The organism is Phyllobacterium sp. RCAM01083 (assembly GCF_055685835.1).
Window position 1 is genome coordinate 892,555 of sequence record NZ_JBVFZN010000005.1, and the last position, 24,090, is coordinate 916,644.

26 protein-coding genes and 1 tRNA gene are annotated in these 24,090 nt (G+C 59.6%); 20 read left to right on the forward strand and 7 right to left on the reverse strand.

Annotated elements, in window-relative coordinates:
* Positions 1-56: 56 nt before the first annotated feature.
* Complete coding sequence (locus tag ACZ25R_RS10965) at positions 57-806, reverse strand: competence/damage-inducible protein A (RefSeq protein ID WP_472461003.1); 750 nt, start codon at positions 804-806, stop codon at positions 57-59.
* A 174-nt stretch (positions 807-980) separates the two neighbouring features.
* On the opposite strand from ACZ25R_RS10965, the gene wrbA reads away from it, so the two are divergent.
* Positions 981-1,580, forward strand: a complete 600-nt coding sequence (wrbA, locus tag ACZ25R_RS10970; protein ID WP_223613104.1) for an NAD(P)H:quinone oxidoreductase type IV — start codon at positions 981-983, stop codon at positions 1,578-1,580.
* A 5-nt stretch (positions 1,581-1,585) separates the two neighbouring features.
* Here wrbA and map read toward each other — a convergent pair whose 3' ends face one another.
* From map to ACZ25R_RS10985, 3 genes are all read right to left on the reverse strand, one after another.
* Positions 1,586-2,380, reverse strand: coding sequence for a type I methionyl aminopeptidase (gene map, locus ACZ25R_RS10975; RefSeq protein ID WP_472461004.1), 795 nt, complete (start codon positions 2,378-2,380; stop codon positions 1,586-1,588).
* Entirely contained in the window at positions 2,377-2,589 is a 213-nt protein-coding gene (locus ACZ25R_RS10980; protein ID WP_288193223.1) for a ParD-like family protein, read from the reverse strand. The genes map and ACZ25R_RS10980 overlap by 4 nt, the downstream gene beginning before the upstream one ends.
* A 106-nt stretch (positions 2,590-2,695) precedes the next feature.
* Positions 2,696-2,781 (reverse strand) — tRNA-Leu (locus tag ACZ25R_RS10985).
* A gap of 640 nt (positions 2,782-3,421) precedes the next feature.
* Here ACZ25R_RS10985 and ACZ25R_RS10990 point away from each other — a divergent pair.
* The 6 genes from ACZ25R_RS10990 to ACZ25R_RS11015 all read left to right on the forward strand — a co-directional run bounded on the left by ACZ25R_RS10990 (position 3,422) and on the right by ACZ25R_RS11015 (position 9,555).
* Positions 3,422-4,918: an ArnT family glycosyltransferase gene (locus ACZ25R_RS10990; RefSeq protein WP_472461005.1), complete on the forward strand. Its 1,497-nt coding sequence runs from the start codon at positions 3,422-3,424 to the stop codon at positions 4,916-4,918.
* 152 nt (positions 4,919-5,070) lie between these two features.
* Positions 5,071-6,885, forward strand: a complete 1,815-nt coding sequence (gene ade, locus ACZ25R_RS10995) for an adenine deaminase (protein ID WP_464660755.1) — start codon at positions 5,071-5,073, stop codon at positions 6,883-6,885.
* Positions 6,882-8,141: a threonine ammonia-lyase IlvA gene (gene ilvA, locus ACZ25R_RS11000; RefSeq protein WP_472461006.1), complete on the forward strand. Its 1,260-nt coding sequence runs from the start codon at positions 6,882-6,884 to the stop codon at positions 8,139-8,141. Before ade ends, ilvA begins: the two co-directional genes overlap by 4 nt.
* 77 nt (positions 8,142-8,218) lie before the next feature.
* Positions 8,219-8,464, forward strand: coding sequence for an RDD family protein (locus tag ACZ25R_RS11005; protein WP_223613110.1), 246 nt, complete (start codon positions 8,219-8,221; stop codon positions 8,462-8,464).
* Between the two features lie 9 nt (positions 8,465-8,473).
* Positions 8,474-9,022 (forward strand): DUF1697 domain-containing protein, encoded by a 549-nt coding sequence (locus tag ACZ25R_RS11010; protein ID WP_472461007.1) that lies wholly within the window; start codon positions 8,474-8,476, stop codon positions 9,020-9,022.
* A complete protein-coding gene (locus ACZ25R_RS11015) occupies positions 9,019-9,555 on the forward strand; it encodes a DUF1697 domain-containing protein (protein ID WP_472461008.1) in 537 nt (178 codons plus the stop codon). The genes ACZ25R_RS11010 and ACZ25R_RS11015 overlap by 4 nt, the downstream gene beginning before the upstream one ends.
* On the opposite strand, the gene ACZ25R_RS11020 is transcribed toward ACZ25R_RS11015, so the two are convergent.
* On the reverse strand, positions 9,523-10,947 hold the full coding sequence (locus tag ACZ25R_RS11020; RefSeq protein ID WP_472461009.1) for an aminotransferase-like domain-containing protein: 1,425 nt from the start codon (positions 10,945-10,947) through the stop codon (positions 9,523-9,525). The genes ACZ25R_RS11015 and ACZ25R_RS11020 overlap by 33 nt on opposite strands.
* 129 nt (positions 10,948-11,076) lie before the next feature.
* Between ACZ25R_RS11020 and ACZ25R_RS11025 the strand changes: the two genes are divergently transcribed.
* From ACZ25R_RS11025 to ACZ25R_RS11070, 10 genes are all read left to right on the forward strand, one after another.
* Positions 11,077-11,940 (forward strand): DMT family transporter, encoded by an 864-nt coding sequence (locus tag ACZ25R_RS11025; RefSeq protein WP_464660747.1) that lies wholly within the window; start codon positions 11,077-11,079, stop codon positions 11,938-11,940.
* A 70-nt stretch (positions 11,941-12,010) separates the two neighbouring features.
* Positions 12,011-12,289, forward strand: coding sequence for a type II toxin-antitoxin system RelE/ParE family toxin (locus ACZ25R_RS11030; RefSeq protein ID WP_223613115.1), 279 nt, complete (start codon positions 12,011-12,013; stop codon positions 12,287-12,289).
* Between the two features lie 13 nt (positions 12,290-12,302).
* The gene (locus tag ACZ25R_RS11035; RefSeq protein ID WP_223613116.1) at positions 12,303-12,593 is read left to right on the forward strand and encodes a HigA family addiction module antitoxin; all 291 of its coding nucleotides are present in this window, start codon (positions 12,303-12,305) and stop codon (positions 12,591-12,593) included.
* Between the two features lie 141 nt (positions 12,594-12,734).
* The gene (locus ACZ25R_RS11040) at positions 12,735-13,931 is read left to right on the forward strand and encodes an HPP family protein (protein WP_472462478.1); all 1,197 of its coding nucleotides are present in this window, start codon (positions 12,735-12,737) and stop codon (positions 13,929-13,931) included.
* A 332-nt stretch (positions 13,932-14,263) separates the two neighbouring features.
* On the forward strand, positions 14,264-15,598 hold the full coding sequence (locus ACZ25R_RS11045) for a DEAD/DEAH box helicase (protein ID WP_223613487.1): 1,335 nt from the start codon (positions 14,264-14,266) through the stop codon (positions 15,596-15,598).
* 190 nt (positions 15,599-15,788) lie between these two features.
* The gene (locus ACZ25R_RS11050) at positions 15,789-16,823 is read left to right on the forward strand and encodes a cysteine synthase A (protein WP_472461010.1); all 1,035 of its coding nucleotides are present in this window, start codon (positions 15,789-15,791) and stop codon (positions 16,821-16,823) included.
* Positions 16,823-17,569 (forward strand): alanyl-tRNA editing protein, encoded by a 747-nt coding sequence (locus ACZ25R_RS11055; protein WP_472461011.1) that lies wholly within the window; start codon positions 16,823-16,825, stop codon positions 17,567-17,569. The genes ACZ25R_RS11050 and ACZ25R_RS11055 overlap by 1 nt, the downstream gene beginning before the upstream one ends.
* Positions 17,570-17,571: 2 nt before the next feature.
* A complete protein-coding gene (gene sseA / locus ACZ25R_RS11060) occupies positions 17,572-18,429 on the forward strand; it encodes a 3-mercaptopyruvate sulfurtransferase (protein WP_472461012.1) in 858 nt (285 codons plus the stop codon).
* Complete coding sequence (locus ACZ25R_RS11065; RefSeq protein ID WP_472461013.1) at positions 18,426-18,962, forward strand: GNAT family N-acetyltransferase; 537 nt, start codon at positions 18,426-18,428, stop codon at positions 18,960-18,962. The genes sseA and ACZ25R_RS11065 overlap by 4 nt, the downstream gene beginning before the upstream one ends.
* A 109-nt stretch (positions 18,963-19,071) precedes the next feature.
* Positions 19,072-19,629 (forward strand): OmpA family protein, encoded by a 558-nt coding sequence (locus ACZ25R_RS11070; protein WP_403175546.1) that lies wholly within the window; start codon positions 19,072-19,074, stop codon positions 19,627-19,629.
* An 89-nt stretch (positions 19,630-19,718) separates the two neighbouring features.
* Here the strand turns inward: ACZ25R_RS11070 and ACZ25R_RS11075 are convergent, their stop codons facing one another.
* The gene (locus ACZ25R_RS11075) at positions 19,719-20,744 is read right to left on the reverse strand and encodes an AraC family transcriptional regulator (protein ID WP_472461014.1); all 1,026 of its coding nucleotides are present in this window, start codon (positions 20,742-20,744) and stop codon (positions 19,719-19,721) included.
* 24 nt (positions 20,745-20,768) lie between these two features.
* Here ACZ25R_RS11075 and ACZ25R_RS11080 point away from each other — a divergent pair, with 24 nt between their 5' ends.
* Positions 20,769-21,617: an SDR family NAD(P)-dependent oxidoreductase gene (locus ACZ25R_RS11080; protein ID WP_472461015.1), complete on the forward strand. Its 849-nt coding sequence runs from the start codon at positions 20,769-20,771 to the stop codon at positions 21,615-21,617.
* 76 nt (positions 21,618-21,693) lie between these two features.
* Complete coding sequence (locus ACZ25R_RS11085; protein ID WP_223613122.1) at positions 21,694-22,185, forward strand: DUF1203 domain-containing protein; 492 nt, start codon at positions 21,694-21,696, stop codon at positions 22,183-22,185.
* 59 nt (positions 22,186-22,244) lie between these two features.
* On the opposite strand, the gene ald is transcribed toward ACZ25R_RS11085, so the two are convergent.
* On the reverse strand, positions 22,245-23,360 hold the full coding sequence (ald, locus tag ACZ25R_RS11090; RefSeq protein WP_223613123.1) for an alanine dehydrogenase: 1,116 nt from the start codon (positions 23,358-23,360) through the stop codon (positions 22,245-22,247).
* Between the two features lie 154 nt (positions 23,361-23,514).
* On the opposite strand from ald, the gene ACZ25R_RS11095 reads away from it, so the two are divergent.
* On the forward strand, positions 23,515-24,003 hold the full coding sequence (locus ACZ25R_RS11095) for an Lrp/AsnC family transcriptional regulator (protein WP_223613124.1): 489 nt from the start codon (positions 23,515-23,517) through the stop codon (positions 24,001-24,003).
* The last annotated feature ends 87 nt before the right edge of the window (positions 24,004-24,090 follow it).

Below are 24,090 nucleotides of genomic sequence, written 5' to 3' on the forward strand. Positions count from 1 at the left end.
GCGTGTGATTTTATCGCAGGTGCGAACCGGAACGTTGGCCGCAGGCCTATGGTTCCTCAGATTTGCTTGGCCGATGCGAGTTGGTCCACCATGGCGCGCACAGCCTGTTCCGCGGCGGCAAGCTTGTCCTCGTCACGGGCGCGGACAACCAATTCCGTTGAAAACCTGTTGTTTTCGTACTTCGGATAGGAGCCGATGATCGTATCGGGGTGCGCCGCCTGGATATCGCGCAGCGGTATGGCAATCGTGCCTTCGCCGAACGGGCAATTGACCGAACGGGAAAGCAGTTGCTTGCCGACCCTCAGCGTGGGAATCACGTTGTCGAGCATCGCCTGAAAAATCGAGGGAACACCTGCCATCACGTAGACATTGCCGATGTTGAACCCGGGCGCGGTCGAGACGGGATTGTCGATATGCACGGAACCGCGCGGCATGCGCGCCATGCGCTGGCGGCTTTCGGTGAACTCCATGCCGCGCGCCGCGTAATTGTCGCCCATCAGTTGCATGGCCTTGGCGTCATGCTCGCAAGGCACGCCAAATGCCTTGGAAACGGCGTCCGCCGTAATGTCGTCGTGGGTCGGGCCGATGCCGCCTGAGGTGAAGACATAATCATAGGCGCCGCGCAGGGCATTCAACGCGTCAACGATGCGGTCTTCCTCATCCGGAACAATCCGCACTTCCTTCAGATCAATGCCGATCGCCGTCAGAATATCGGCGAGATGGCCTATGTTCTTGTCCTTGGTCCGGCCGGACAGCAACTCGTCGCCAATGGCAAGCATGGCAGCGCTCACGACTTCATTCGTCATCTGGATTCTCCTATCGCGGGGGCGACCGTAATGGGCGCAAACAGCCGCCGCAAGCCATTTCAAATGGTGAACAGTTTGTCGCGACAATGTCTGTTTTAACGAACAGCGAAAAGCTTAACCTGTGGGACATGGCGGCATTTTTCCGTCCAACCGATGTCAACGATGGAGACGATCATGGCCAAGGTGTTGGTGCTTTATTATTCAAGCTGGGGACATATGGAGCAGATGGCCTATGCCGCTGCGGACGGCGCACGGGAAGCCGGCGCCGAGGTCACTGTCCGGCGGGTGCCGGAACTGGTTCCGCTCGATGTGGCGAAGGCCTATCACTACAAGCTCGACCAGAAGGCAGAGATTGCCACGGTGGACGAGCTGGAAACCTATGACGCGATCATTGTCGGCGTATCCTCGCGCTTTGGCTCGATGTCCGCGCAGATGAAGAATTTTTTCGACCAGACCGGCGGTCTCTGGGTCAAGGGCGCGCTGATCAACAAGGTCGGCTCGGTCATGGCGTCTTCCGCCACCCAGCATGGCGGCCAGGAACTGGCGCTGGTTTCCACCCAGTGGCAGATGCAGCACCATGGCATGATCATCGTGCCACTCTCCTATGCCTATCAGGCGCAGATGGGCAATGACGTCGTGCGCGGCGGAGCGCCCTACGGCATGACCACGACGGCCGATGGCGACGGCTCGCGGCAGCCTTCGGCGCAGGAACTGGAAGGCGCAAAATTCCAGGGCAAGCGCGTTGCCGAGATCACCATCAAGTTGCACGGCTGATTGAATCAGCCAGCCGGCGCAAGCCGCCTGAGCGGTCCTGCCGTCCATTCGTCAGGACGCAGCGTCAGCACGGACACACCGGAGGCTGTAACGGCAACGGTGTGTTCAAACTGTGCGGAAAGTGACCCGTCTCTCGTCACGACAGTCCAGCCGTCGGCTTGTGTTTTTACGGTCCGGCGGCCCTGATTGAGCATCGGCTCGATGGTGAAAACCATGCCCTCACGCAGGGTGAGGCCGGTTCCCGGTTTTCCGAAGTGCAGGATCTGTGGTTCCTCATGCATTTCCCGGCCGATGCCGTGGCCGCAATATTCATGCACCACGGAATAGCCATGGCGCTTGGCATGGCGTTCGATTGCCCAGCCGATGTCGCCAAGCCGCGCACCCGGTCGAACGGCGCGGATACCCATCCACATGGCTTCGTAAGTGGTGTGGACCAGCCGCCTGGCGGCCGGATTGACGCTGCCAACGAGATAGGTCTTGCTGGAATCTGCGATATAGCCGTTCTTCTCCAGCGTGATGTCGAAATTGACGATGTCGCCGTCCCTAAGCACCTCCGATTGGGACGGGACGCCATGGCAGACCACATCGTTCACCGAAGAATTCAGCACAAAACCATAGCCGTACTGGCCTTTGCTCGCAGGGCGGGCCTGAAGATCATGGATGATGAACCGCTCGGCCATTTCATTGACCTGAAGTGTCGACATGCCGATCAGCGAGGTTCGATCCAGCAGCCCGAACACGGACGCCAGCAGCCGGCCGGATTCGGCCAGCAATGCCAGTTCCTGGGGCTGCTTCGTCATGCTTCGCTCGCGGCCAGCGGTTGCGCGGAAACGCCGGCGGAACTGAGCTCGCGCTCGATGATCGCGGTGAAACTGAGCGTCGGATTGGTCTCGCAGAGCATGCCGATCTTGATCCAATAGGCGGCCTGCGCATTGATTGAGCGGCACGATACTTTGCTCGCCCTGCGCAGCTGATCGTGCAGATCGTCATCTATGCTCACAATACCCATGGGTATCTCCATATATGGTTCGTATATGAATCGTATATAGTATGGATATGAAAAGGCCAAGGGCAACGTTGCACAGCAGCATGATGAAACGTGCGGCGATGGGAAATGGTGCGGACGGCGGGGGTCGAACCCGCATGACCTATGGCCGAGGGATTTTAAGTCCCTTGCGTCTACCAGTTTCGCCACGTCCGCGCGCCTATGCTTTTCAACGGTTCGGACGATTCCGTCAACAGCCGTTCGCCGGAAAATCGGGGCTCGATCACGTTCCCACGCCCATGGTCCAATGACCGGGCCCCGAAAGCCGGAAGCAACCGGCATGACAGAGACGGATGAAGGACACGGAAATTTAGTTGAAAGTTCAGATTAATTTTTGGCGCTATTGTCTTCACAAGAAAGCGCAAAAGGAAAGGGCGGGATACTGACCGATCCCGCCCCTTCACCCCACCCCAGGAATTGTTCTTGTTTTGGTGAGGCTTGAATATTCGTGTGAGATTTGCTGTTCAGATGCCGCCGTCAATCTTGCATTCCAAGCGCACGAAGTACTCAGCGCTCTGTCGTTTCACCACTCACAGGCTGCCGACCGCATTAATCGTAGACGTTATGCTCGATCTCTCCCTGAACATTGCAACTACAGTTAGCGACATTAGCCACTTGCATAGACTTGAAAAGGGACGCTGCTGTCCCTTTTTGAAATATGCCCGTTGCGCCGACCCAAACGTGCGCGAAGCATTTCATGCAACGGGATGTGCGGCACGATCATCGACTGCACGTACTGGTGGATTTCCACATCCAGTTGGACTAGAAGCGGCTTATCCAAAAGTATGAGAGAACAATGTCCGCTATTCCGCTTCAATCTCCATTGCGCAGTGTCAGACAGCTGGCGTCGGAGAATCCGGGGCTGCTGTTTGTTCTGCTGTATTTCGCCTTTCAGGTGGTGTTCCTGACGATCATTTCCAACGGCGCCGGTGTCGACGATGCCGAGCAGCTGGCCTATGTCGGCGCGCTGCAATGGGGCTATGGCGGTTCGCAGCCACCGCTTTATACCTGGATAAACAGTGTGGCGGGGGATATCCTCGGCATCCGCATGTCGACCGTCTTCCTGGTGAAGTTCGGCATGCTGGCGAGCCTCTTTGTCAGCGTTTATGCCGGCGCCCGGCTGCTGGGAATGCGCAAAGCCGTCGCGGCTGCCGGCATGGTCGGCGTGTTTCTCCTGCCGCAGATCGCGTGGGAATCGCAGCGAACCCTGACGCACTCCGTCGGCGCGACCACCGGTTGCGCCTGGGCATTCCTTGCCTTCGCCTGGCACATGAAATCGCGCTCCTGGCTGTCTGCCGCCTTGCTGGGGCTGGGCATCGCGGCCGGACTTCTCGGAAAATTCAATGCGGGCTTTTTTCTCGTCGGCTTGATCCTGGCCGGGCTTTCTGTTCCGGCCTACCGGGCCGTTCTTCTGTCGTCCAAGTCCATTCTGACACTCGTTGCCTTTTTTGCCGCCGTGACCCCGACTGCCCTTTGGGCGCTCTCCCACATGGACAACCTTCTGGCGCGCTCGCACAAGTTCCAGATCAACGAGGGCGGGCAGTTCATCGCCAGCCGGTTGCACGGCGAATGGAAACTGTTCCTCAATGGCGTCCTCTTCTCCGGCGTCGCGCTGGTATTCTTTGCCGTCGCCTGGTGGCGGAGCCGGGCGCAGCAGGTCACGCCGAAGGCAGGTTTGAGCGACGGCGAAACCTTTCTCGGCCGTGTTCTGTTTTTCGCCCTGGCGGCCGTCTTTGTCGGCGTGCTCGTGAGCGGTGCCGCCGAGGTCAAGGATCGCTGGCTGCAACCGGTGCTTTTTCTGTCGCCGCTTTATCTGGCAATGCTGCTTGGCCGTTACATCGCGTCGGATCTGCCGCTGAAACGCTTCGCCATTGTCGGTGCGCTGTGCGGACTTGCGGTCATTCCGATACTGGCCGTCAATATCCTCTATGCCTATGAGGGCGGCGCTCCGTCCATCGGCCAGCTGGACTATGGCAAGCTCTACGCGGCGACGCGAGCCGACGGACATTATGTGACTGTCGTTTCCGACGGTCCGCAATTGCCGGGCAATCTGCGTCTTTACGATCAGTCCTTGAGCCCGATCCACTGGGAAATGCCCAATGCGGCGGCCCGTATCCGTTTTCCCGCGCTGTTTGTCTGGTTCGGCGAAGCTCCGAACCCGGTGGTGCAGGGGCTGATGCAGGGCGCCGGCATGACCAACCCGCCCACGGACATCAAGCACATAACGCTCGGTTACAAATACTATCCCGATCAGACCAAGGTTGTGAGCTACGTGGTTGTTCCGGCGCGTTGACAAGCAGACGGATAGGCATGCCGCCCTTATCGTCTGACGCCGTGCGGCGATTGCCCCAAGATTTCAGGTTTTTTTCAACGATTGCGCTGGAATCACGGTTGCAGGCGTCTTTTTCGTATATGGATTATATTCGTAATGAGTGAGGTGATGAGATGAGCAGACAGGCGAGAACCAGCAACAAGCCGCAGGCATGGACAGAAGCAGCGCCCTTGCTGGTGGATGTCGCCATGGGCCGCAGTCATGCCGATCTTGTCGTGCGCAACGGCCGCCTTGTCAGCGTGTATTCCGGCGAGATTATTGCGGGCATCGATATCGCCGTTGTTGCCGGGCGGTTTGCCTTTGTCGGTCATGGTGCGGAACATTGCATCGGGCCCAAAACCAAGGTGATCGATGCAGGCGGCCGCTACCTCGTGCCGGGCCTGTGCGATGCGCATATGCATGTGGAAAGCGGGATGGTCACCGTCACCGAATTCACCCGCGCCGTCATCCCGCATGGCACGACGTCCATGTTCATCGATCCGCATGAAATCGCCAATGTGCTTGGTCTGGAGGGCGTTCGGCTGATGCATGACGAGGCGCTGGCCATGCCGATCAACGTGCATGTGCAGATGCCGAGCTGTGTCCCCTCGGCGCCGGGTCTTGAGAATGCCGGCGCGGCCATCAGCCCGGCCGATGTGGCGGAGGCCATGACGTGGCCGAACATTGTCGGGCTTGGCGAGGTGATGAATTTCCCCGGTGTCGCCAACAATGATGCGACCATGCGCGGTGGTATCGATGCGACGGTCAAGGCGGGCAAGACCGTGGGCGGGCATTTTGCCTCGCCGGAACTCGGGCGCGCCTTCCATGGCTATGTGGCGGGCGGGCCGGAGGACGATCACGAGGGCACGCGCATGGAAGATGCGATTGCCCGCGTGCGCCAGGGCATGCGCGCCATGCTGCGCCTCGGCTCGGCCTGGTACGATGTCGCCAGCCAGATCAAGGCGGTGACGGAGCAGGGGATCGACCCGCGCAACTTCATCCTGTGCACCGACGACAGCCATTCCGGCACGCTGGTCAATGACGGTCACATGGACCGGGTGGTTCGTCACGCGATCGCACAGGGATTGAAGCCGGTGACGGCGATCCAGATGGCGACGCTCAACACCGCCCAGCATTTCCGGATGGAGCGCGAGATCGGGTCGATCACGCCCGGCCGCCTTGCCGATTTCCTGATTGTTTCGGATCTCGCCAATCTGACCATCGACCGGGTCTATGGCCGCGGCGTGCTCCTGGCGGAAAAGGGCAAGCTTGCCGCCGACATTCCGGCCTACGACTATCCGGCCTTTGCCAAGAATACGATCAAGCTCGGCAAGAAACTGAATGCCAGGGATTTCGACATCAAGGCGCCGAAACCCGGCAAGCAGGTGACGGCGCGGGTGATCGGCGTCATCGAGAACCAGGCGCCGACAAAGGCGCTGGAGGCGGAACTGCCGGTGTCCGACGGCATCGTGCAGATGGACCGGCGCAATGATGTGTGCCAGATTGCTCTGGTGGAGCGGCATCGCGGCACCGGTGCCGTGGTCAACGGCTTTGTCTCCGGTTTCGGCTATACGCTGGATTGCGCCATGGCGTCGACAGTTGCCCATGACAGCCACCACATGATCGTTGTCGGCACCAACAAGGATGACATGGCGAAAGCCGCCAACCGCCTCGGCGAAGTCGGCGGTGGCGTGGTGCTGTTCTCCAAGGGACGCGAACTGGCGCTGGTCGAAATGCCGATTGCCGGACTGATGTCGGACCAGCGGGCGGAAGTCGTTGCAGCCAAGGCGGACAAGCTGGTGAATGCCATGCGCGCCATGGGATGCAGCCTGAACAACGCCTATATGCAGCATTCGCTGCTGGCGCTGGTGGTCATTCCCGAATTGCGTATTTCCGATGTCGGCATTATCGATGTCAGAACATTCGAGAAGGTTGACCTGTTCCTATGACTGCATTCATCAAGGCTGTGGACCGCGCGACGGAAAAAATGCGCGCGCTGTTCCCGGAAACACCGCTGCAACTCAATCATTATCTTTCGCAAAAATATGGCGCGCAGATCTGGCTGAAACGCGAGGATCTGTCGCCGGTGCGCTCCTACAAGATTCGCGGTGCCTTCAATTTCATTGCGCACTATTTGAACGAGCACAAAACGGAAGATGCGACCTTTGTGTGCGCTTCGGCCGGCAATCACGCGCAGGGTTTTGCCTTCATCTGCCGCCATTTCGGCAAGCACGGCGTGGTCTTCATGCCGGTGACAACCCCGCAGCAGAAGATCGACAAGACCCGGACATTCGGCGGCGAGTTCATCGAAATCCGCCTCGTCGGCGACATTTTCGACCAGTGTTACGCGGCGGCGCAGGATTTTGCCGCTGACAACAGTGCGGTCATGGTGCCGCCTTTCGACCATACGGATATCATCACCGGGCAGGCGACCGTCGCGCACGAGATCGCGGCGCAGCTTCCCGACAAGCGCAAGCCGGACCTGATCATCCTGCCGGTGGGCGGCGGCGGACTTTCTGCCGGTGTGACGCGCTATCTCACCGATCTTGGCTGGGAAACCCGGTTCCGCTTTGTCGAGCCTGCGGGTGCGCCCAGTCTCAAGCGCAGTCTGGAAGCGGGAAAACGCGTCAAGCTCGATACGGTCGACAACTTTGTCGACGGCGCTGCCGTTGCGGAGATCGGCCGGGAAAACTTCAAGCTTCTCAAGGAGTTCACCGCGGATTCTGTGATGTTGATTCCGGAAAACCGCTTGAGTTCGACCATTATCGAAATGCTGAACATCGAAGGCATCGTTGTCGAACCCGCCGGGGCGCTCGCCATCGATGCCCTCAAGGATTTCAGGAAGAGCGACCTGAAAGGCAAGCGCATCATCCTGGTGATCTCAGGCAGCAATTTCGATTTCGAACGCCTGCCGGAACTGAAGGAACGTTCGCTGCGCTATGAGGGATTGAAGAAGTATTTCATCTTCCGTTTCCCGCAGCGTCCGGGTGCGCTGCGGTCATTCCTCGATCTGCTCGGTCCGGAAGACGATGTGGCGCGCTTCGAATATCTCAAGAAATCGGCCCGCAATTTCGGTTCGGTGCTGATCGGTATCGAAACCAAGAACAAGGCGAACTTCGACGCCTTGTTCAAGCGCTTTGACGAAGCGGGTTGGGCCTATCAGGACATCACCGACAACGAAACGATCGCCGGGTTGATTATTTAAGCTACTTATAGTTGCAGTTCGTTTTATCGAATGTCAGACTATTCACTGGGGCGATAATCCAACGGGGCATATTTCAAATGACTGATATTCAACAGAAGCCAACATCGCATTGGCGCATCATTCTTGCTTTTATTCTTGATTTCATCACGGCCTTTGCCGTCCTCGGCTATGTCGTGGCGAGTTTTCTGGGTGGAAAGACCGAAAACGGCTTTTCTCTCAATGGATGGCCGGCGCTGGTCTTTTTCGCATTGATGATTGCCTATTTCGTTGTGGGAAAACGGGTCGGCGGGACGCTGTGGAAGCGCATTCTCGGCGTCAGGTAATGAGGCTGTATGGGGCGCAGAACGACCTACATCATTCTGTTTCGCGGCGTCGGCGGTGCAACATCGCTGCCGGTGCAGCCGTTGAAGGCCGCGCTTCTCGCCGACGGTTTCGAGAAGGTTGCCACCTATATCAATACCGGTAACGTGGTTCTGGTTTCGGACCGGACGCCAAAGCAGATCGTCGCAAGAGTCGCGGCTATCGCTTTGGAAAAATTTGCTTTTTCCAAATCCATCATGATCGTCAGCAAGACTGCATGGAAGAAGCTGATTGCGGGCAATCCGTTTCCTGACGGCGAAGGCAACAAATTGCACGCCTATGTTCTGGAGAAGCATCCCGGCCGGGAGGCCGTGGAAGCCCTGGAGCGGAAAAATGCCGGGCCGGAGCAGTTCGCCATCGATGGCACGGTGCTCTATTATTATCCGCCGCAGGGTGCCCCGGAATCGAAACTTTTCAGCAAGATCGAGACAACGCTCAAAGTCGCCGCGACGGCACGCAACTGGAATACGGTGCTGAAACTCGCGCAACTGGCGGAACAAATCGACAGGGGAGCAGAATGACGAAATATGTGGTGCTGTTCAGGGGGATCAATGTCGGTGGCAACAAGATCGTTAAAATGGAGACCTTGCGGACCGTCCTGGCCGTGGCGGGATTTGGCGATGTCAAAACCTACGTGCAGAGCGGCAATGTGATTTTATCGTCGGATCAGACCGCGCGTCGCGTTGCCGAAATCATCGGAGAAATCTTCCCGCGTACCTTCGGCTTTTCATCGCGCGTAACGATCCGCACCGTGGACGAGTGGAACGCCATGGTCAGCAAGAATGCCTATCCGGAGGCGCTCGACAATCCGAAAAACCTGCATGCGGTGATCATGGACGATGATCCGACGGATGCGGCGCTGGTGGAGCTCGCCAGCCGGGCCGCTGCAACCGAGGAGTTCACCGTGCGCAACAGGGTGCTCTATCTCTACACGCCCGATGGTTTTGGCAGGTCGAAAATGGCCGAGGCGCTCGACAAGGTACTGAAAGTACCGCTTACGGCGCGTAACTGGCGGACGGTTCTAACGCTGCAGAGCATGCTCGCGGCCATTTAGCGCTGTTTCCAGCACGCGCAGGATGCGCGGATCTGCGCACTGGGCGACGTTGAAGCGCATGTAATTGTTGGCCGACTGCGTCTGGCTGAACACGTTGCCGGGCGCAAAAACGATCTTTTCCCTCAGGCCTGTCTGCGCGACTTTTCCGGCGTCGATGCCCTCCGGCAGTTTGCACCAGAGAAACATGCCACCGCGCGGTTCGATCCATGGCATCACGCCGAGCGCTTTGAGTTTGACGCTGGTTTCACCCATGCTGTGGGCGAGGCGAGCCCGCAGATGGTCCATGTGCTTGCGGTAGGTGCCATCCTTCAGCATTAGCAGAACGAGTTCCGACGACAGGCGGCCGCCGCCGAAGGAGGTGGCAATGCGCAGGTCGACCAGGCCGTCGATCCAGTCGCGGCGGGCGGCAATGAAGCCGCAGCGCACGGAGGCCGACAGGGATTTGGAAAAGCTGCCCATGTGAATAACGCGCTCCAACCCGTCGAACGCGGCAAGACGCGGCGCTGGTTCATGTTCGAAGTCGGCAAAAATATCGTCCTCGACGATGGTCAGGTCGTGCTGTTCCGCCAGCTTGAGCAGGCGGTGGGCGATGACGGGTGACAGCACCGCGCCGGTCGGATTGTGCAGGGCCGAGTTTGTGATGTAGAGGCGCGGGCGATGTTCCGCCAGGGCCTCGGCAAACCGCTCGAGGTCAGGTCCATGCGGCGTATAGGGAACGCTGATGATCTTGACCCGGTGCGCCCGCAGCAGGGCGTGGAAATTGAAATAGCAGGGGTCGTCAACAATGACCGCGTCACCCGGTCCGACGAGGGAGCGGCACAGGAGATCGATGGCTTGCGTGCCGGATTCGGTGATCATGATCTGGTCCGGGGCTGCCTCGATCCCATGTTCGGCCATGCGCCGCGACAGAAGCTGACGCAGCGGCTTCAATCCGAGGGGTGTCGCATAGTCGGTCAACAGGGCGTCGTCGGCGCGCGCCAGTGTCCGCAGCGCGCGGCGTACGCCAGCCTCCGGCATCCACGACGCCGGCAGCCAGCCGCATCCGGGTTTGGGCATGCCGTCATCTGCATCCAGCGACAGGCGCGAAACCCACAAGGGGTCGATGGCGTGATCAAGCCGCGGGCCGATCTCCGCCAGGGACAGCGGCGGCATGTGCCCGGCAACATAAAAGCCGGAGCCGCGGCGCGACTGGATCGTGCCTTCTGCTGCCAGCCGGTCATAGGCTTCGACAATGGTGGATTTCGATACCTGCATCGTTGCGGCAAAGCTGCGGATCGAGGGCAGGCGCGCGCCGGGGCCGAGCGTGCGTGCGGCAATCCGCTGACGAATGGCCTGCATCACTTGCTCGACAAGCGTCGCGTCACGTCCGGCAATTTCGGTTTTTTCATCCATCTGTATCGCTCAATATACCATGACAGTTTTTCTATATTGTACTGTACCGTCTCTGGAAAATCCATGGCTGTGAGGTATCGGCTGGTGACTGTTCGGACAAGGGTGTTTCGGGCAAAACGAGGTGTACTGATGGACAAGATGACGAGCGGCTGGATCAACGGATTCGTCGGAATGGTGATTTTCAGCGGTTCGCTGCCCGCAACGCGCGTGGCGGTCGCCGATTTCGATCCGGTGTTCCTGACGGTCGCCCGTGCTACGATTGCCGCTTTGCTCGGACTGGCCATGCTGCTGGCGTTTCGCGAGAAGCGCCCGGCCAAGGCGGATCTCATGTCCTTGCTGGTGGTGGCGCTCGGTGTCGTCGTCGGCTTTCCCCTGTTGACGGCGTTGGCCCTGCGTCATGTCACGTCAGCCCATTCCATCGTGTTCATCGGTCTTCTGCCATTGTCGACGGCGATCTTCGGCGTGCTGCGCGGCGGCGAACGTCCGCGCCCGGTCTTCTGGGTTTTTTCCTGTCTCGGCAGTCTGTGTGTTGTCGGTTTTGCCGTTTATCAGGGGGGCTCAGCCTCGCTGACCGGCGATCTCCTGATGTTCGCGGCCATTATTGTCTGCGGCCTTGGCTACGCGGAAGGCGCGCGGCTGTCGCGCAGGCTCGGCGGCTGGCAGGTCATCTCCTGGGCCCTTGTCGTGTCATTGCCGCTGATGCTGCCGCTGACACTCTACATCATGCCGCATGACTGGAGCGTGATCGGGCAGGGCGCCTGGCTTGGCCTTGCCTATGTCTCGCTGTTTTCCATGCTGATCGGCTTCATCTTCTGGTATCGCGGTCTGGCGCAGGGCGGCATTGCCGCCGTAGGGCAGCTGCAGCTGCTGCAGCCCTTCTTCGGACTGGTTCTGGCAGCCACGCTGCTGCACGAGACCGTGGGCTGGTCGATGATCCTGGTGACAATGGCCGTCATCCTGTGCGTCGCCGGCGCAAAGCATTTCGCCCGGTAAACGCTGGGGTGAAGCGCAGGATTTCAACCGATCCCCTTGCAAAGTGTATCGTTACAGTTTACAAAAACCTATGATCTTGCGCTTTCGACACAAGGGACTGGAAACTTTCTACCGCACAGGATCGACCCGAGGTATACAACCGGCCCATGCGCCAAAGTTGCTGCGTGTTCTATACGCTCTCGAGAACGCTGTTCGCCCGGAAGAATTGAACTTGCCTGCTTACCGGCTGCACCCGCTAAAGGGCGCATTGAAAGGCCACTGGTCGATTTGGATCAATGGCAATTGGCGCGTGACATTCCGTTTTGATGGAAACGACGTGGAACTCGTGGATTATCTGGACTACCACTGAGAGGATGCTGCAAATGATCAAGACACCACCTCATCCCGGCGAATTGCTCCGCGAAGATGTCTTGGCACCACTCGGCATGAACGTTACCGAGGCGGCGAGCCGGCTTGCCATTTCGCGCGTTACGCTTTCGCGCATTCTGAACGGAAAGGCTGGAATAAGCCCGGATCTTGCTGTTCGGCTGGAGCGGGCGGGTGTCAGTACAGCGCGCTTTTGGCTGACACTGCAGACCAGCTATGAACTCGCCAAGGCTCTGCAGCACGAGCAGCCTCCCGTCAAAGCCATTCAGGTGCCGGACGCTGCTTGACGGAAATCAGGCCCTGTCCAAGGTCTCACGCCAGCCAGTCGTGGTCATTTTTTCTGTTTTTCCGCCGTTTTCAAGAAAATCATTCTTTGCCAGCGCGCGTGTCAGGCGGTATGCGCTGAAGCGCAACGTCGAGAACGCATGATGAAAGCACTCCTGTCCAATCTGAAGCGATTCCTGCCCGCGCTGGCGCCGGTCAGCACCATGGAACGCCTGCGCGCCTGTTTCGGCGCTCTGCTGGGCGTCTTTGTCACCGGTGTCGTCAGCGAGCAGGCGCTGGGCGCGACAACGGCTGTGCCGCTGCTGATCGCGCCGATGGGCGCTTCGGCTGTTCTGCTGTTTGCCGTTCCTTCGAGCCCGCTGGCCCAACCCTGGTCAATCATGGTTGGCAATACCATCGCAGCGCTGATCGGCGTGACCTGCGCAATCTGGATTCCTGATCTCGTCATCGCCTCGGCGGTTGGCGTGTCTCTGGCAATCCTCGCCATGATCGCCACCCGTTCGCTGCACCCGCCAAGCGGGGCTGTCGCCCTGACGGCCGTCCTCGGCGGCCCTGTCGTGCATAATCTCGGTTATGGCTTTGTGCTGTGGCCGGTCGGGCTCAACTCGCTGCTTCTGCTGATTGCAGCTCTGGCCTATAACAATCTCACCGGCCGCCGCTATCCGCACATCGTGCCCGTTCCGGCCGCCAATGTGCACAAGACGGCCGATCCGCTGCCGACGCGCCGCATCGGTTTTACCCCCGCAGATCTCGATACGGTGCTGCGGCAGTATGACGAAGTGCTCAACATCAGCCCGGATGATCTCGATGCCATCCTGCACAAGACCGAGATGCAGGCCTATCGCAGGCGTTTTGGTGAAGTGCGCTGCGAGCAGATCATGTCCACCGACCTTGCCACGGTGAAAGCCGACACACCATTGCATCTCGCCTGGGCCCTGCTGGTCAAGCATCGCATCAAGGCATTGCCTGTCGTGAATGCCCACCGCAACATCATCGGCATCGTCACCCAGACCGACTTCATGGAAAATGCCAACTGGGATCGGGATGGCGATCTGCATATCGGTCTGGCACGCCGCCTCCGCCGCGCCGTCAAGCTGGATCGCCGGGCGCACCGCACGGTCGCCGATATCATGACGAGCGAGGTGCAGTTCGTCCGTCCGCAGACACTGGTGACGGACCTCGTGCCGGCCATGGCGGACAGGGGGCTGCATCATTTGCCTGTTGCCGACGACAATGACAAACTTGTCGGCATGGTCACCCAGTCCGATCTCATTGCCGCGCTCTACAGCGGCAACCTGACTGCCGGGCGCCCGGACGAGCCACTGACTTTGGCCGGATGAATCGTTTCACCGAAAGCGCTATTTTGCGGCGCACAATAAAATCGTTTGCTTTTTTGCCCAAGAGGGCCCATATGCCAGTCAGGCGCTTGGACCGGACACTCCGGTCTTCCGATTGCGGACTTCGTGGCGTCTAAGACCTGCTGGCACACTGTCACAGGCACGGCTGCGCAAGTCGCATGGAACCGAAGGGTTCCCCGCGTCTCGTCGTTCATCCCGAATATGTTACATGCAGGTTGCGCCCTGTGATGTGTTTATGGCCCGTGATTCCCATCGCGTCTGGCCAATGAAAGAAGATTGAATTGGAAAATATTGAAAACACCGGCTTTGCCGCCATGGGTCTGAATGCCATCCTGCTGAAAGCAGTCGAGGCAGCTGGAATGGCTACTCCCAAGCCCATCCAGCAACAGGCTATCCCGGCACAGCTCGCCGGTCAGGACATTCTCGGCATCGCCCAGACGGGCTCCGGCAAGACGGCGGCGTTCAGCCTGCCGATCCTGCAGAAGATCCTGACCATCGGCGACAAGCGCAAGGGCAAGACTGCCCGTGCGCTTATCCTCGCACCCACCCGTGAACTTGCCGTGCAGATCGAAGAAACGGTCCGCAAGCTCTCGAAGGGCGCGCATATTTCAACCGCGCTCGTGCTCGGCGGCGTGTCGCGCGTGGCGCAGATCAACAAGATGCAGGGCGGCGTTGACGTTCTCATCGCCACACCCGGCCGCCTGACCGATCTGGTGCGCGACAACCGCATTGACCTGTCGGAAACACGCTGGCTTGTGCTTGATGAGGCCGACCGCATGCTCGACATGGGCTTCATCAATGATGTGAAGCGCATTGCCAAGGGTACGCACAAGGACCGCCAGACCGCGCTGTTCTCCGCAACCATGCCGAAGGAAGTGGCAACGCTGGCTGAAAGCCTGCTGCGCAACCCGATCCGCGTGGAAGTGGCGCCGCAGGGCACCACCGCTGCCGAGATCAAGCAGGTCGTGCACATGATCCCGACCAAGCAGAAGAAGCAGGTCCTGTCGGCCATGCTGAAGGACGAAACGCTGTCTTCGGTCATCGTCTTCACCCGTACCAAGCATGGTGCCGATGCCGTCACCCGTGTTCTGGAGAAGGACGGCTATGATGTGGCTGCCATTCACGGCAACAAGTCGCAGAACGCCCGCCAGCGCGCCCTCAACGGTTTCAAGGACGGTTCGGTTCGTGTTCTGGTTGCTACCGACATTGCCGCGCGCGGCATCGATGTCGTCGGCATCAGCCACGTGATCAATTTCGACCTGCCGGATGAGCCGGAAAGCTATGTGCACCGTATCGGCCGCACCGGCCGCAACGGCGCATCGGGCAATGCGATCACCCTTTACGATCCGGCTGAAGAAGCATCCAAGTTCAAGGCCGTCGAGCGCGTCACACGCATGCGTCTGCCGCTTGCCGATTCGCCGATTGATCTGTCGAGCCTGCCGGCACGTGTTGCCAGCAATGATCAGCGTCCGGCACGCCGCGAAGGCGGCAATGGCGCACCGGCCAAGAAGCCGCATCGCGGTCAGGCACCCGGCAAGCCACGCGAACCGCGCGGCGAAAAGGTCTGGAGCAATGATGGCGGCGCCCCGGCGCAGAAACGCCCGATGCGCCGCAACAAGCGCAAGAGCTTCGGCGCCAAGGCAGCCTAAACCTCGCGACAAAGAATCAATCAGGCCGCCGGTACATCGTACCGGCGGCCTTTTTGTTGGCATCGGCTTGCCGTGATGCGGCAATGCCGGGAAATAAAGACCTGCATTTGCATGACTTTCTGCCATTCGGTGCTTGAATGGTGTGCTGCGGGCAAATAGGTTCAGGCCAAGCAGAATGAGGACTTGGCCCATGTTGAATTCAGTGATCGATGCCATCGGCAACACGCCGCTTATCCGCCTGAGCAAGGCATCGGCTTTGACCGAGTGCGATATTTACGGCAAGGCCGAATTTCTGAACCCGGGACAGTCGGTCAAGGACAGGGCGGCGCTCTATATCATCCGCGATGCGGAAAATCGCGGCCTGCTGCGTCCGGGCGGCGTCATCGTCGAGGGCACGGCGGGCAATACGGGCATCGGCCTGACCATGGTCGCCAAGACCCTGGGTTACCGCACGGTCATCGTTATCCCGGAGACACAAAGCCAGGAAAAGAAGGACGCCCTGCGGCTGCTCGGGGCTGAACTGGTCGAGGTTCCCGCTGTCCCTTACAGGAACCCCGACAATTATGTGAAAGTCTCCGGCCGCCTTGCCGAACAGATGGCAAAGACCGAGCCGAATGGTGCGGTCTGGGCCAACCAGTTCGACAATGTTGCCAATCGTTTGGCGCATGTGGAAACGACCGCGCCGGAAATCTGGCGCGATACCAATGGCAAGGTCGACGGCTTCATCTGCGCCGTTGGTTCCGGCGGAACCCTCGCGGGAACGGCAGCCGGGCTCAAGGCGCGCAACAAGGACATCAAGATCGGTCTTGCCGATCCGCTGGGGGCAGCGCTTCATTCCTACTACACATCGGGCGAGTTCAAGGCCGAAGGCAGCTCGATCACGGAAGGTATCGGGCAGGGCCGCGTGACCGCCAATCTGGAAGGTTTTACCCCGGACTTTTCCTATCAGATACCCGATGCGGATGCGCTGGATGTGGTGTTTGATCTGGTGACGGAAGAGGGGCTTTGCCTGGGCGGTTCGTCCGGAATCAATATTGCCGGTGCTATCCGTCTGGCGCGCGACCTTGGTCCGGGCCACACCATCGTCACGATCCTCTGCGACTACGGCAATCGCTACCAGTCAAAAATGTTCAATCCTGAATTCCTGCGTTCCAAAGATCTGCCGGTACCGCGCTGGATGGAAGCGAAGACGGCCATATCCGTTCCGTTTGAAGGCAATCACTGATGGCATACGATACGACGATACTTTTCCGCGACGATTCCTATCTGAAGGAAATCGAGGCGACTGTCCTCGCGATCAATGAGCGCGGCGGCATTCTCACGGACCAGACGATTTTCTATGCCACGTCAGGCGGGCAGCCCGGCGATACCGGCGTGTTCGTGCGGGCCGACGGCAGCACGATTGCCATTGCCGCGACAGTGACGGGCGAAAGCAAGGAAGAAATCATCCACGTGCCAGCGCCAGAGCAGCCGGTGCCTGCCATCGGCGAAAAGCTCGCCCTGCGTATCGACTGGGAGCGGCGTTACAAGCTCATGCGCATGCACGCCGCCTGCCATCTGCTCAGCGTTGTCTGCCCGTTCCCGATCACCGGTGCTTCCGTTGCCGAGGATGACAGCCGGGTTGACTTCGACCTGCCGGATGCCGGGGTGACCAAGGAGGACGTGACGAAAAAACTGATGGAACTGGTCAATGCCAACCATCCGATTTTTACGCGCTGGATTACCGATGAAGAGCTTGCGGCCAATCCGGGTCTGATCAAGTCGAAGAACGTGCGCCCGCCGACAGGCACCGGGCGCATCCGCTTTGTCTGCATCGGCAAGGATGCATCCATCGACTCGCAGCCTTGCGGCGGAACGCATGTGGCAACAACAGGCGAAGTCGGCGTGATCCATATCGGAAAGATAGAAAAGAAGGGCAAGGAAAACCGGCGGTTCCGTATCCGCTTCGGTGCCTCGCCGGAAGGAGAATGACCGTGGCTGACAAGAGCGCTTTTGTGGTTTCACCCGACTGGTTGCAGGAGCGGTTGGGCCAGCCGGGCCTGAGCATTCTCGATGCGTCGTGGTATTTCCCGTTTCTCAACCGCGACGCGGAGGGCGAGTACAAGACCGCGCATATTCCCGGCGCGGTGTTCTTCGATCATGAAAAACTGTCGGATCCGGAATCGTCCCTGCCACACACGTTGCCAAAGCCGGAAGCTTTCGCGGCGGCGGTCAGCAGCATGGGCATCACCAACAGCGATACGATCGTCGTCTATGATGGGCCCGGCATGAACACGTCACCGCGCGTCTGGTGGATGCTGCGCGTCATGGGCGCAAAGAATGTCTTTGTCCTGGATGGCGGCTTCGATAACTGGAAGACGGATGGCCGGCCGGTCACCAGCGGCGTCACAAAGATCGCGCCATCGGCTTTCATCGCGGATTTTCAGGCGGACAAGGTCGCGAGTTTTGCCGACATGCGCACGATCGTCGATACGGGATCACGCCAGATTGCCGATGCGCGGGCGGCAGGCCGCTTTGTCGGCACGGACCCGGAGCCGCGCGCAGGGCTTCGCTCCGGCCATATGCCGGGTGCGCGCAACGTGCCGTCCTCGACATTGGCGGACAAGGGTTATCTGAAGGATATCGCCGGTCTGCGGCAGGTTCTGGATGATGCGGGTGTCGATCTTTCGCGTCCCATTGTCACCAGTTGCGGCTCAGGCATCACGGCCGCCGTGATCACGCTGGCGCTTGAATCCCTCGGGCACAAGGACAATATCCTCTACGACGGATCGTGGAGCGAGTGGGGTGCACACAAGGATACGCCGGTTGCAACCGGTGAAGCAGAGCGATGACCGAGGCCGCAAAGCCCAAAATACTGAAGACGCGCGTGACCCTGCTGGAAATGACCAACCGGCCGGTCTATTCCATTCCGACGCCAGCCAGCTTCAAACTGGCGATCATGTCGGCCAAGCGGATATCCCTGCCGTTTTATCGCTTTCTTTACGAGCAGGTCGGCAAACCGCATCACTGGTTTGTGCACCGGAACCTCAGCGATGAAGCATTGGCTGCCGCCATTCACCGGGATTCGGTTGAAATCCATGTGTTTTATGTGGACGGCTCGCCTGCCGGCTTTTTTGAGCTGGTGCTCAATCAGGAGCCGGGTGTGGCGGAAATCCTTTATTTCGGCCTTGTGCCGGAGTTTCAGGGGCGGGGTCTTGCAAAATTCTTCCTGAGCGAAGCCATCGTCACGGCGTGGATGAGCAGCCCGGAAAAGGTCATCATCGAGACCAACACGCTCGACAGTCCGCGTGCCCTGCAAATGTATCAGCGCATGGGGTTCAATCCCGTCGGCTTCGCCGATGCGGAAATCGAGGCCTGGCTGTAACGTTGAACTTCGGCACGACCCGTTCATGTACGCTTCATTTTTACTGCGCTATCTCTCCTTCGATAATTGATGCCGTGCAAACTGCCGGTCTGGAAAGGAGAATACACCCATGATCAATCGCCGTGGCCTGCTGCTCGGTCTTGTCGCCGCAACCGTTGCCGCGCCCGCATTGGCGCAATCACGCCAGATGCCGAGTGCAGCCGAGATCGAGCGGCGGCTGGAAGCTGCCCCGCGCATGCGTGTGCCGGAAGAGCGCCGGGTGACGGTGCGGGAGTTCAAGCGCCGGCCGGAACTGCGCCGCTATGCGCCGTCCATCGATATCCAGTCGATCAATTTTGCCTTTGGCTCTGCTGTCATTCCCCGTTCGGAGCGTGACAAGGTGGAGCGCATTGCCGACGGTCTGCAACGGGTGCTGCGCCGTCGTCGCGGCGAAGTTTTCCTCATCGAAGGCCATACGGACGCCGTGGGCTCGTACGAATCCAATCAGATCCTGTCCGAGCAGCGGGCCGAATCCCTTAAGCGCGATCTGGTGCGTTATTTCGGCATTCCGCCGCGCGCGCTTGAAACGGTGGGATATGGCGAAGAATATCTTCTGGTTCAAACGGAATATGAGGACTGGCGCAATCGCCGGGTCACCATCCGCCGCGTTACCGATTTCATTCGTTAAGTTGCCGTAGAAACCGAGTGCTTCGACGACTGCACGTTCAAAATCACAGTTATACAATAGTCGGCAGATTGGCGGGTTCTCGCACCCGCCTATGCCAGACCGGTCTCGGGGGGAGAGACGGATCGCAACCGCGTGGTGTCCTTACCCGGCGGCACCCCGAACAGTCGGCGGTATTCCCGGCTGAACTGCGACGGGCTGTCATAGCCGACAGCGAAGCCGACAGAGGCAACGTCGCGTGATTCCGCCACCAGCCAGGCGCGGGCCTGCTGCAGGCGGATCTGCTTTTGATACTGCAGCGGGCTCATGGCCGTGATTGCCCGGAAATGCCGGTGAAAGGACGAGGCGCTCATCCCGGCGATCCCTGCGAGGTCTTCTATGTGGAAAATCTCGGCATAGTGGGTCCGTATCCAGCGGATGGCCCGGTTGATCTGGGAAAGACGGCTGTCGGCAAGGCCAATCTGGCGCACGCTGCTGCCCTGTTCCCCGGTGAGGAGACGCCAGAGAATTTCCCGCTCCAGCATCGGCCAAAGAACGGCGAGATCGCCGGGCCTGTCAAGCAGCCGTAACAGCCGCGCAACCGGATCAATGATCTCGGGCGGCGCTGTACTGACTGCAAGCCCCTGGGCCACGCTGCCAGTGTGATTGCCAGCCGACGCCTCAAGCAGAAGCGCGGCGATCACTGCCGGATTGAGGCTTAACCGGAAGGCGAGATACGGCTCTTCATGGCTTGCTTTGATGACATGGCCGGCAATGGGCAGGCCAAGCGAGACAACAAGATATTGGCCAGCACCATATTCAAACACTCTGTTGCCCACCATCGTCCGCTTTGCTCCTTGCGCGACCAGGGCAAAGGCCGGCTCATAAAAGCCGTTGATGGGTTCAGTTGGAATGCTGGAACTGAGCAGCCGGATGCCGGGAAGCGGCATGGCTTGGCCATCTCGACCGGTATGGCGAGCGATGAGGGCACTGATTTCGGCAAGCGGCTCCATGCCCCATTCAAGCAATGCACAGGCGCTGATGCAAGCGTGCGACGCACAATCCGCTCTGGATTGAGAGGATCGTGCAAGAAGATGCGCGCATTGATCTACCGGGTTTTGGCGGCGGCGTGGTTCCATCCGATGCAATCAATGGAGACCAAAATGCAGAAAACATGGTTTATCACAGGTGCCACGCGCGGTTTGGGTGTCGAGATCGCCAAGGCGGCGTTACGGGCGGGAGACCGCGTGGTTGCATCAGGCCGCAGAAAAAGCGCTGTCATCGAGGCGCTCGGACCGGAGCGTGAACAGATGCTGCCGGTTGAGCTGGATGTCACAAACGCCGGTCAGGCGCACAGCGCCGTACAGGCGGCACTGGCGCGCTTCGGATTGATTGACGTGCTCGTCAATAATGCGGGATACGGCCAGCTCGGGTTTTTCGAGGAGAACACCGCCGAAACGGTGAACACGCAGTTTGCGACAAACGTGCATGGGGTGTTCAATGTCATCTGGGCCGTGCTGCCGGTGATGCGTGCCGCCCGCAAGGGCCACATCTTCAACATTTCCTCGATCGCAGGACTGCGTGGCGGCGAATTTGGCTCGCTTTACAGTGCAAGCAAGTTCGCTCTTGAAGGCTTTTCGGAATCGCTGGCGCTTGAAATTGCGCCGTTCGGCCTGTTTGTAACCATCGTCGAGCCGGGGCCTTTCCGCACGGATTTTCTCACCGGCGATTCACTGCGCATCGGCGACGCCAATGCGATTGCCGATTATGATGACCGGCGGGCCAGCCAGCGGGCGGCCTTCGAAAGCCGCAACGGCTCGCAGCCGGGCGATCCGGCCAAGCTTGCCGACGCCATGGTGCTGCTGACCAATGAAGCCAAGCCGCCACTGCGCTTTGCCGCTGGCGCAATGGCAGTCAACGCAGCCGCCGTGAAGTTTGCCAGCCTGCAGGCGGAACTGGAACTCTGGCGGCACTTGTCGCTGAACACCGATGGGCCCGATGGCAGCTGGTGAGTGCTGACACCGGCAGGAATCGGGTGGTTCGCAGGCAGATTTGGGTGTTTGCTTCGGGTCAACGAAGGAGATTCCCATGAGCACGATCCGCTTTATTGCAATGCCGACGACACTGGCCCGCCACTATCAGGCGGGCGGTGCGGATGCGAACGGCCAGACACCGGAGACGCATGTTTCCGATGGCGACGGCACGCCGTGCCGCCACTGCCTGCAGAACGTGAAAGCCGGCGACAAATATCTCATCCTGTCGCACAGGCCGTTCCCCGCACCGCAACCCTACGCGGAAACGGGGCCGATCTTCCTGCATGCGGAAGCATGCGAACGCTATGCGGAGACAGCGGATATGCCCGATATGTTCCGCAAGACGCGCGACTACATCCTGCGCGGCTATTCCCGTCAGGACCGGATTGTCTATGGCACCGGCGGCGTGATCCCCACCGATACTATTCCCGCGCGGGCGGCCGAACTGCTGCAGCGGGATGACGTGGCCTATGTGCACATGCGGTCGGCAAGGAACAATTGCTTCCAGTGCCGCATCGAGATGCACGAAGCCGACTGGGTTGTCTGAATACTGCTCAAGAAAAAGCCCGGGCAAAACCCGGGCTTTTCTTTTTTGCGATGCCAGCTTCAGGCCGCGAGAACGGCCTTGGCTTCCACCATTTCGAGGCCAAGCGCTTCGGCGACGGCCTGGTTGGTGATGCGGCCCTTGTGAACGTTCAGACCGTTGCGCAGATGCGGATTGTCGACCAATGCCTTGACGCCGCGGTCCGCCAGCTGCAGGCCATATTGCAGCGTGGCGTTGTTCAGCGCATGCGCCGAGGTGACCGGGACTGCGCCCGGCATGTTGGCCACGCAATAGTGGATGATGCCGTCGACTTCGTAGGTCGGCTCGGAATGCGTCGTGGCATGGGATGTTTCGAAGCAGCCACCCTGATCGATGGCGACATCGACGATCACGGCGCCCTTTTTCATGCCGGACAGCATTTCGCGGGTGACCAGTTTGGGGGCCGCTGCGCCAGGGATGAGGACCGCGCCCACCACGATATCGGCGGAGAACACTTCCTCGTCGAGCGCTTCGATGGTGGAATAGCGGGTGTGGATGCGGCCATGGAACAGATCGTCGAGCTGGCGCAGGCGCGGGATCGAGCGATCGAGAATGGTTACATCGGCGCCGAGACCGGCAGCCATCTGTGCCGCATTGATGCCGACAACACCGCCGCCGATGATGGTGACCTTGCCAGGCAGAACGCCGGGCACGCCGCCGAGCAGCACGCCGCGTCCGCCATTGGCCTTCTGCAGCGCTGTGGCGCCTGCCTGAATGGCAAGACGTCCGGCCACTTCCGACATGGGCGCGAGCAGCGGCAGGCCGCCGCGATCATCCGTGACGGTTTCATAGGCAATGGCGGTGACGCCGGAAGCCAGCAGGCCTTTGGTCTGTTCGGGATCGGGGGCGAGGTGGAGATAGGTGTAGAGGAGCTGGCCTTCGCGCAGCTGCGCCCATTCGGACGGCTGGGGCTCCTTCACTTTCACAATCATGTCCGATTGCTGAAAGACTTCTTCGGCGGTTTTGACGATCTTGGCGCCAGCCGCCTGATAGGCTCCGTCGTCGGCGCCTATTCCTGCTCCAGCTCCGGACTGGATAATGACCGTATGGCCGTGGGCGATGTATTCGCGTACGGCCCCCGGAGTGAGACCGACGCGATATTCATGGTTTTTGATTTCTTTCGGGCAGCCTACACGCATTTGCGCCTCCTCTAGAGTCTACTCAAAGTTCCCTTTTGCGGTGCGTATGACATCATGAATCGCTTCGCATGTCCTTGCTAAGCAATATCGACGGCATGCAATTTTTCGAATATTCTTGCGCCAAATTGGTTCTTTGTCGAAGAAAGATCGAACAATGTCGCTGGACAGGATTGATATCGCTATCCTTGATTGCCTGCAAAAGGATGGCCGCATGTCGAATGCAACGCTGGCGGAAAAGGTCGGGCTGTCACAGTCCGCCTGTTCACGCCGCTTGGATATTCTGGAGAAGACGGGTGTCATCCGCGGCTACCACGCACGTCTCTCCAACAAGATGCTCGGTCACCCGGTTACGGTGATCGTCAATATATCCCTCTCGGGCCAGGCCGACAAACAATTGCGCGAATTCGAGACGGCTGTGCGCCGCTGCCCCAATGTGCTTGTCTGCTACCTCATGTCGGGCGAGTACGATTATCTCCTGCGTATTGCAGCCAAGGATCTCGAGGATTACGAACGGATCCACAAGTTCTGGCTTTCGGCGATGCCGCACGTCACCAAGATCAATTCATCCTTTGCCTTGCGCGAGGTGGCGGACCGCACCGGTCTCGGTGTCGAGACCGCGCTCATTGAAATCGCCGGAAGCTGATTGCTGACCGCGAAAGGCCGTGACAAACTCATCATAATTCGGTGATCCTCGCCCGCTAAAAAGCCGCTCATCATCCCTTGCCCTGGA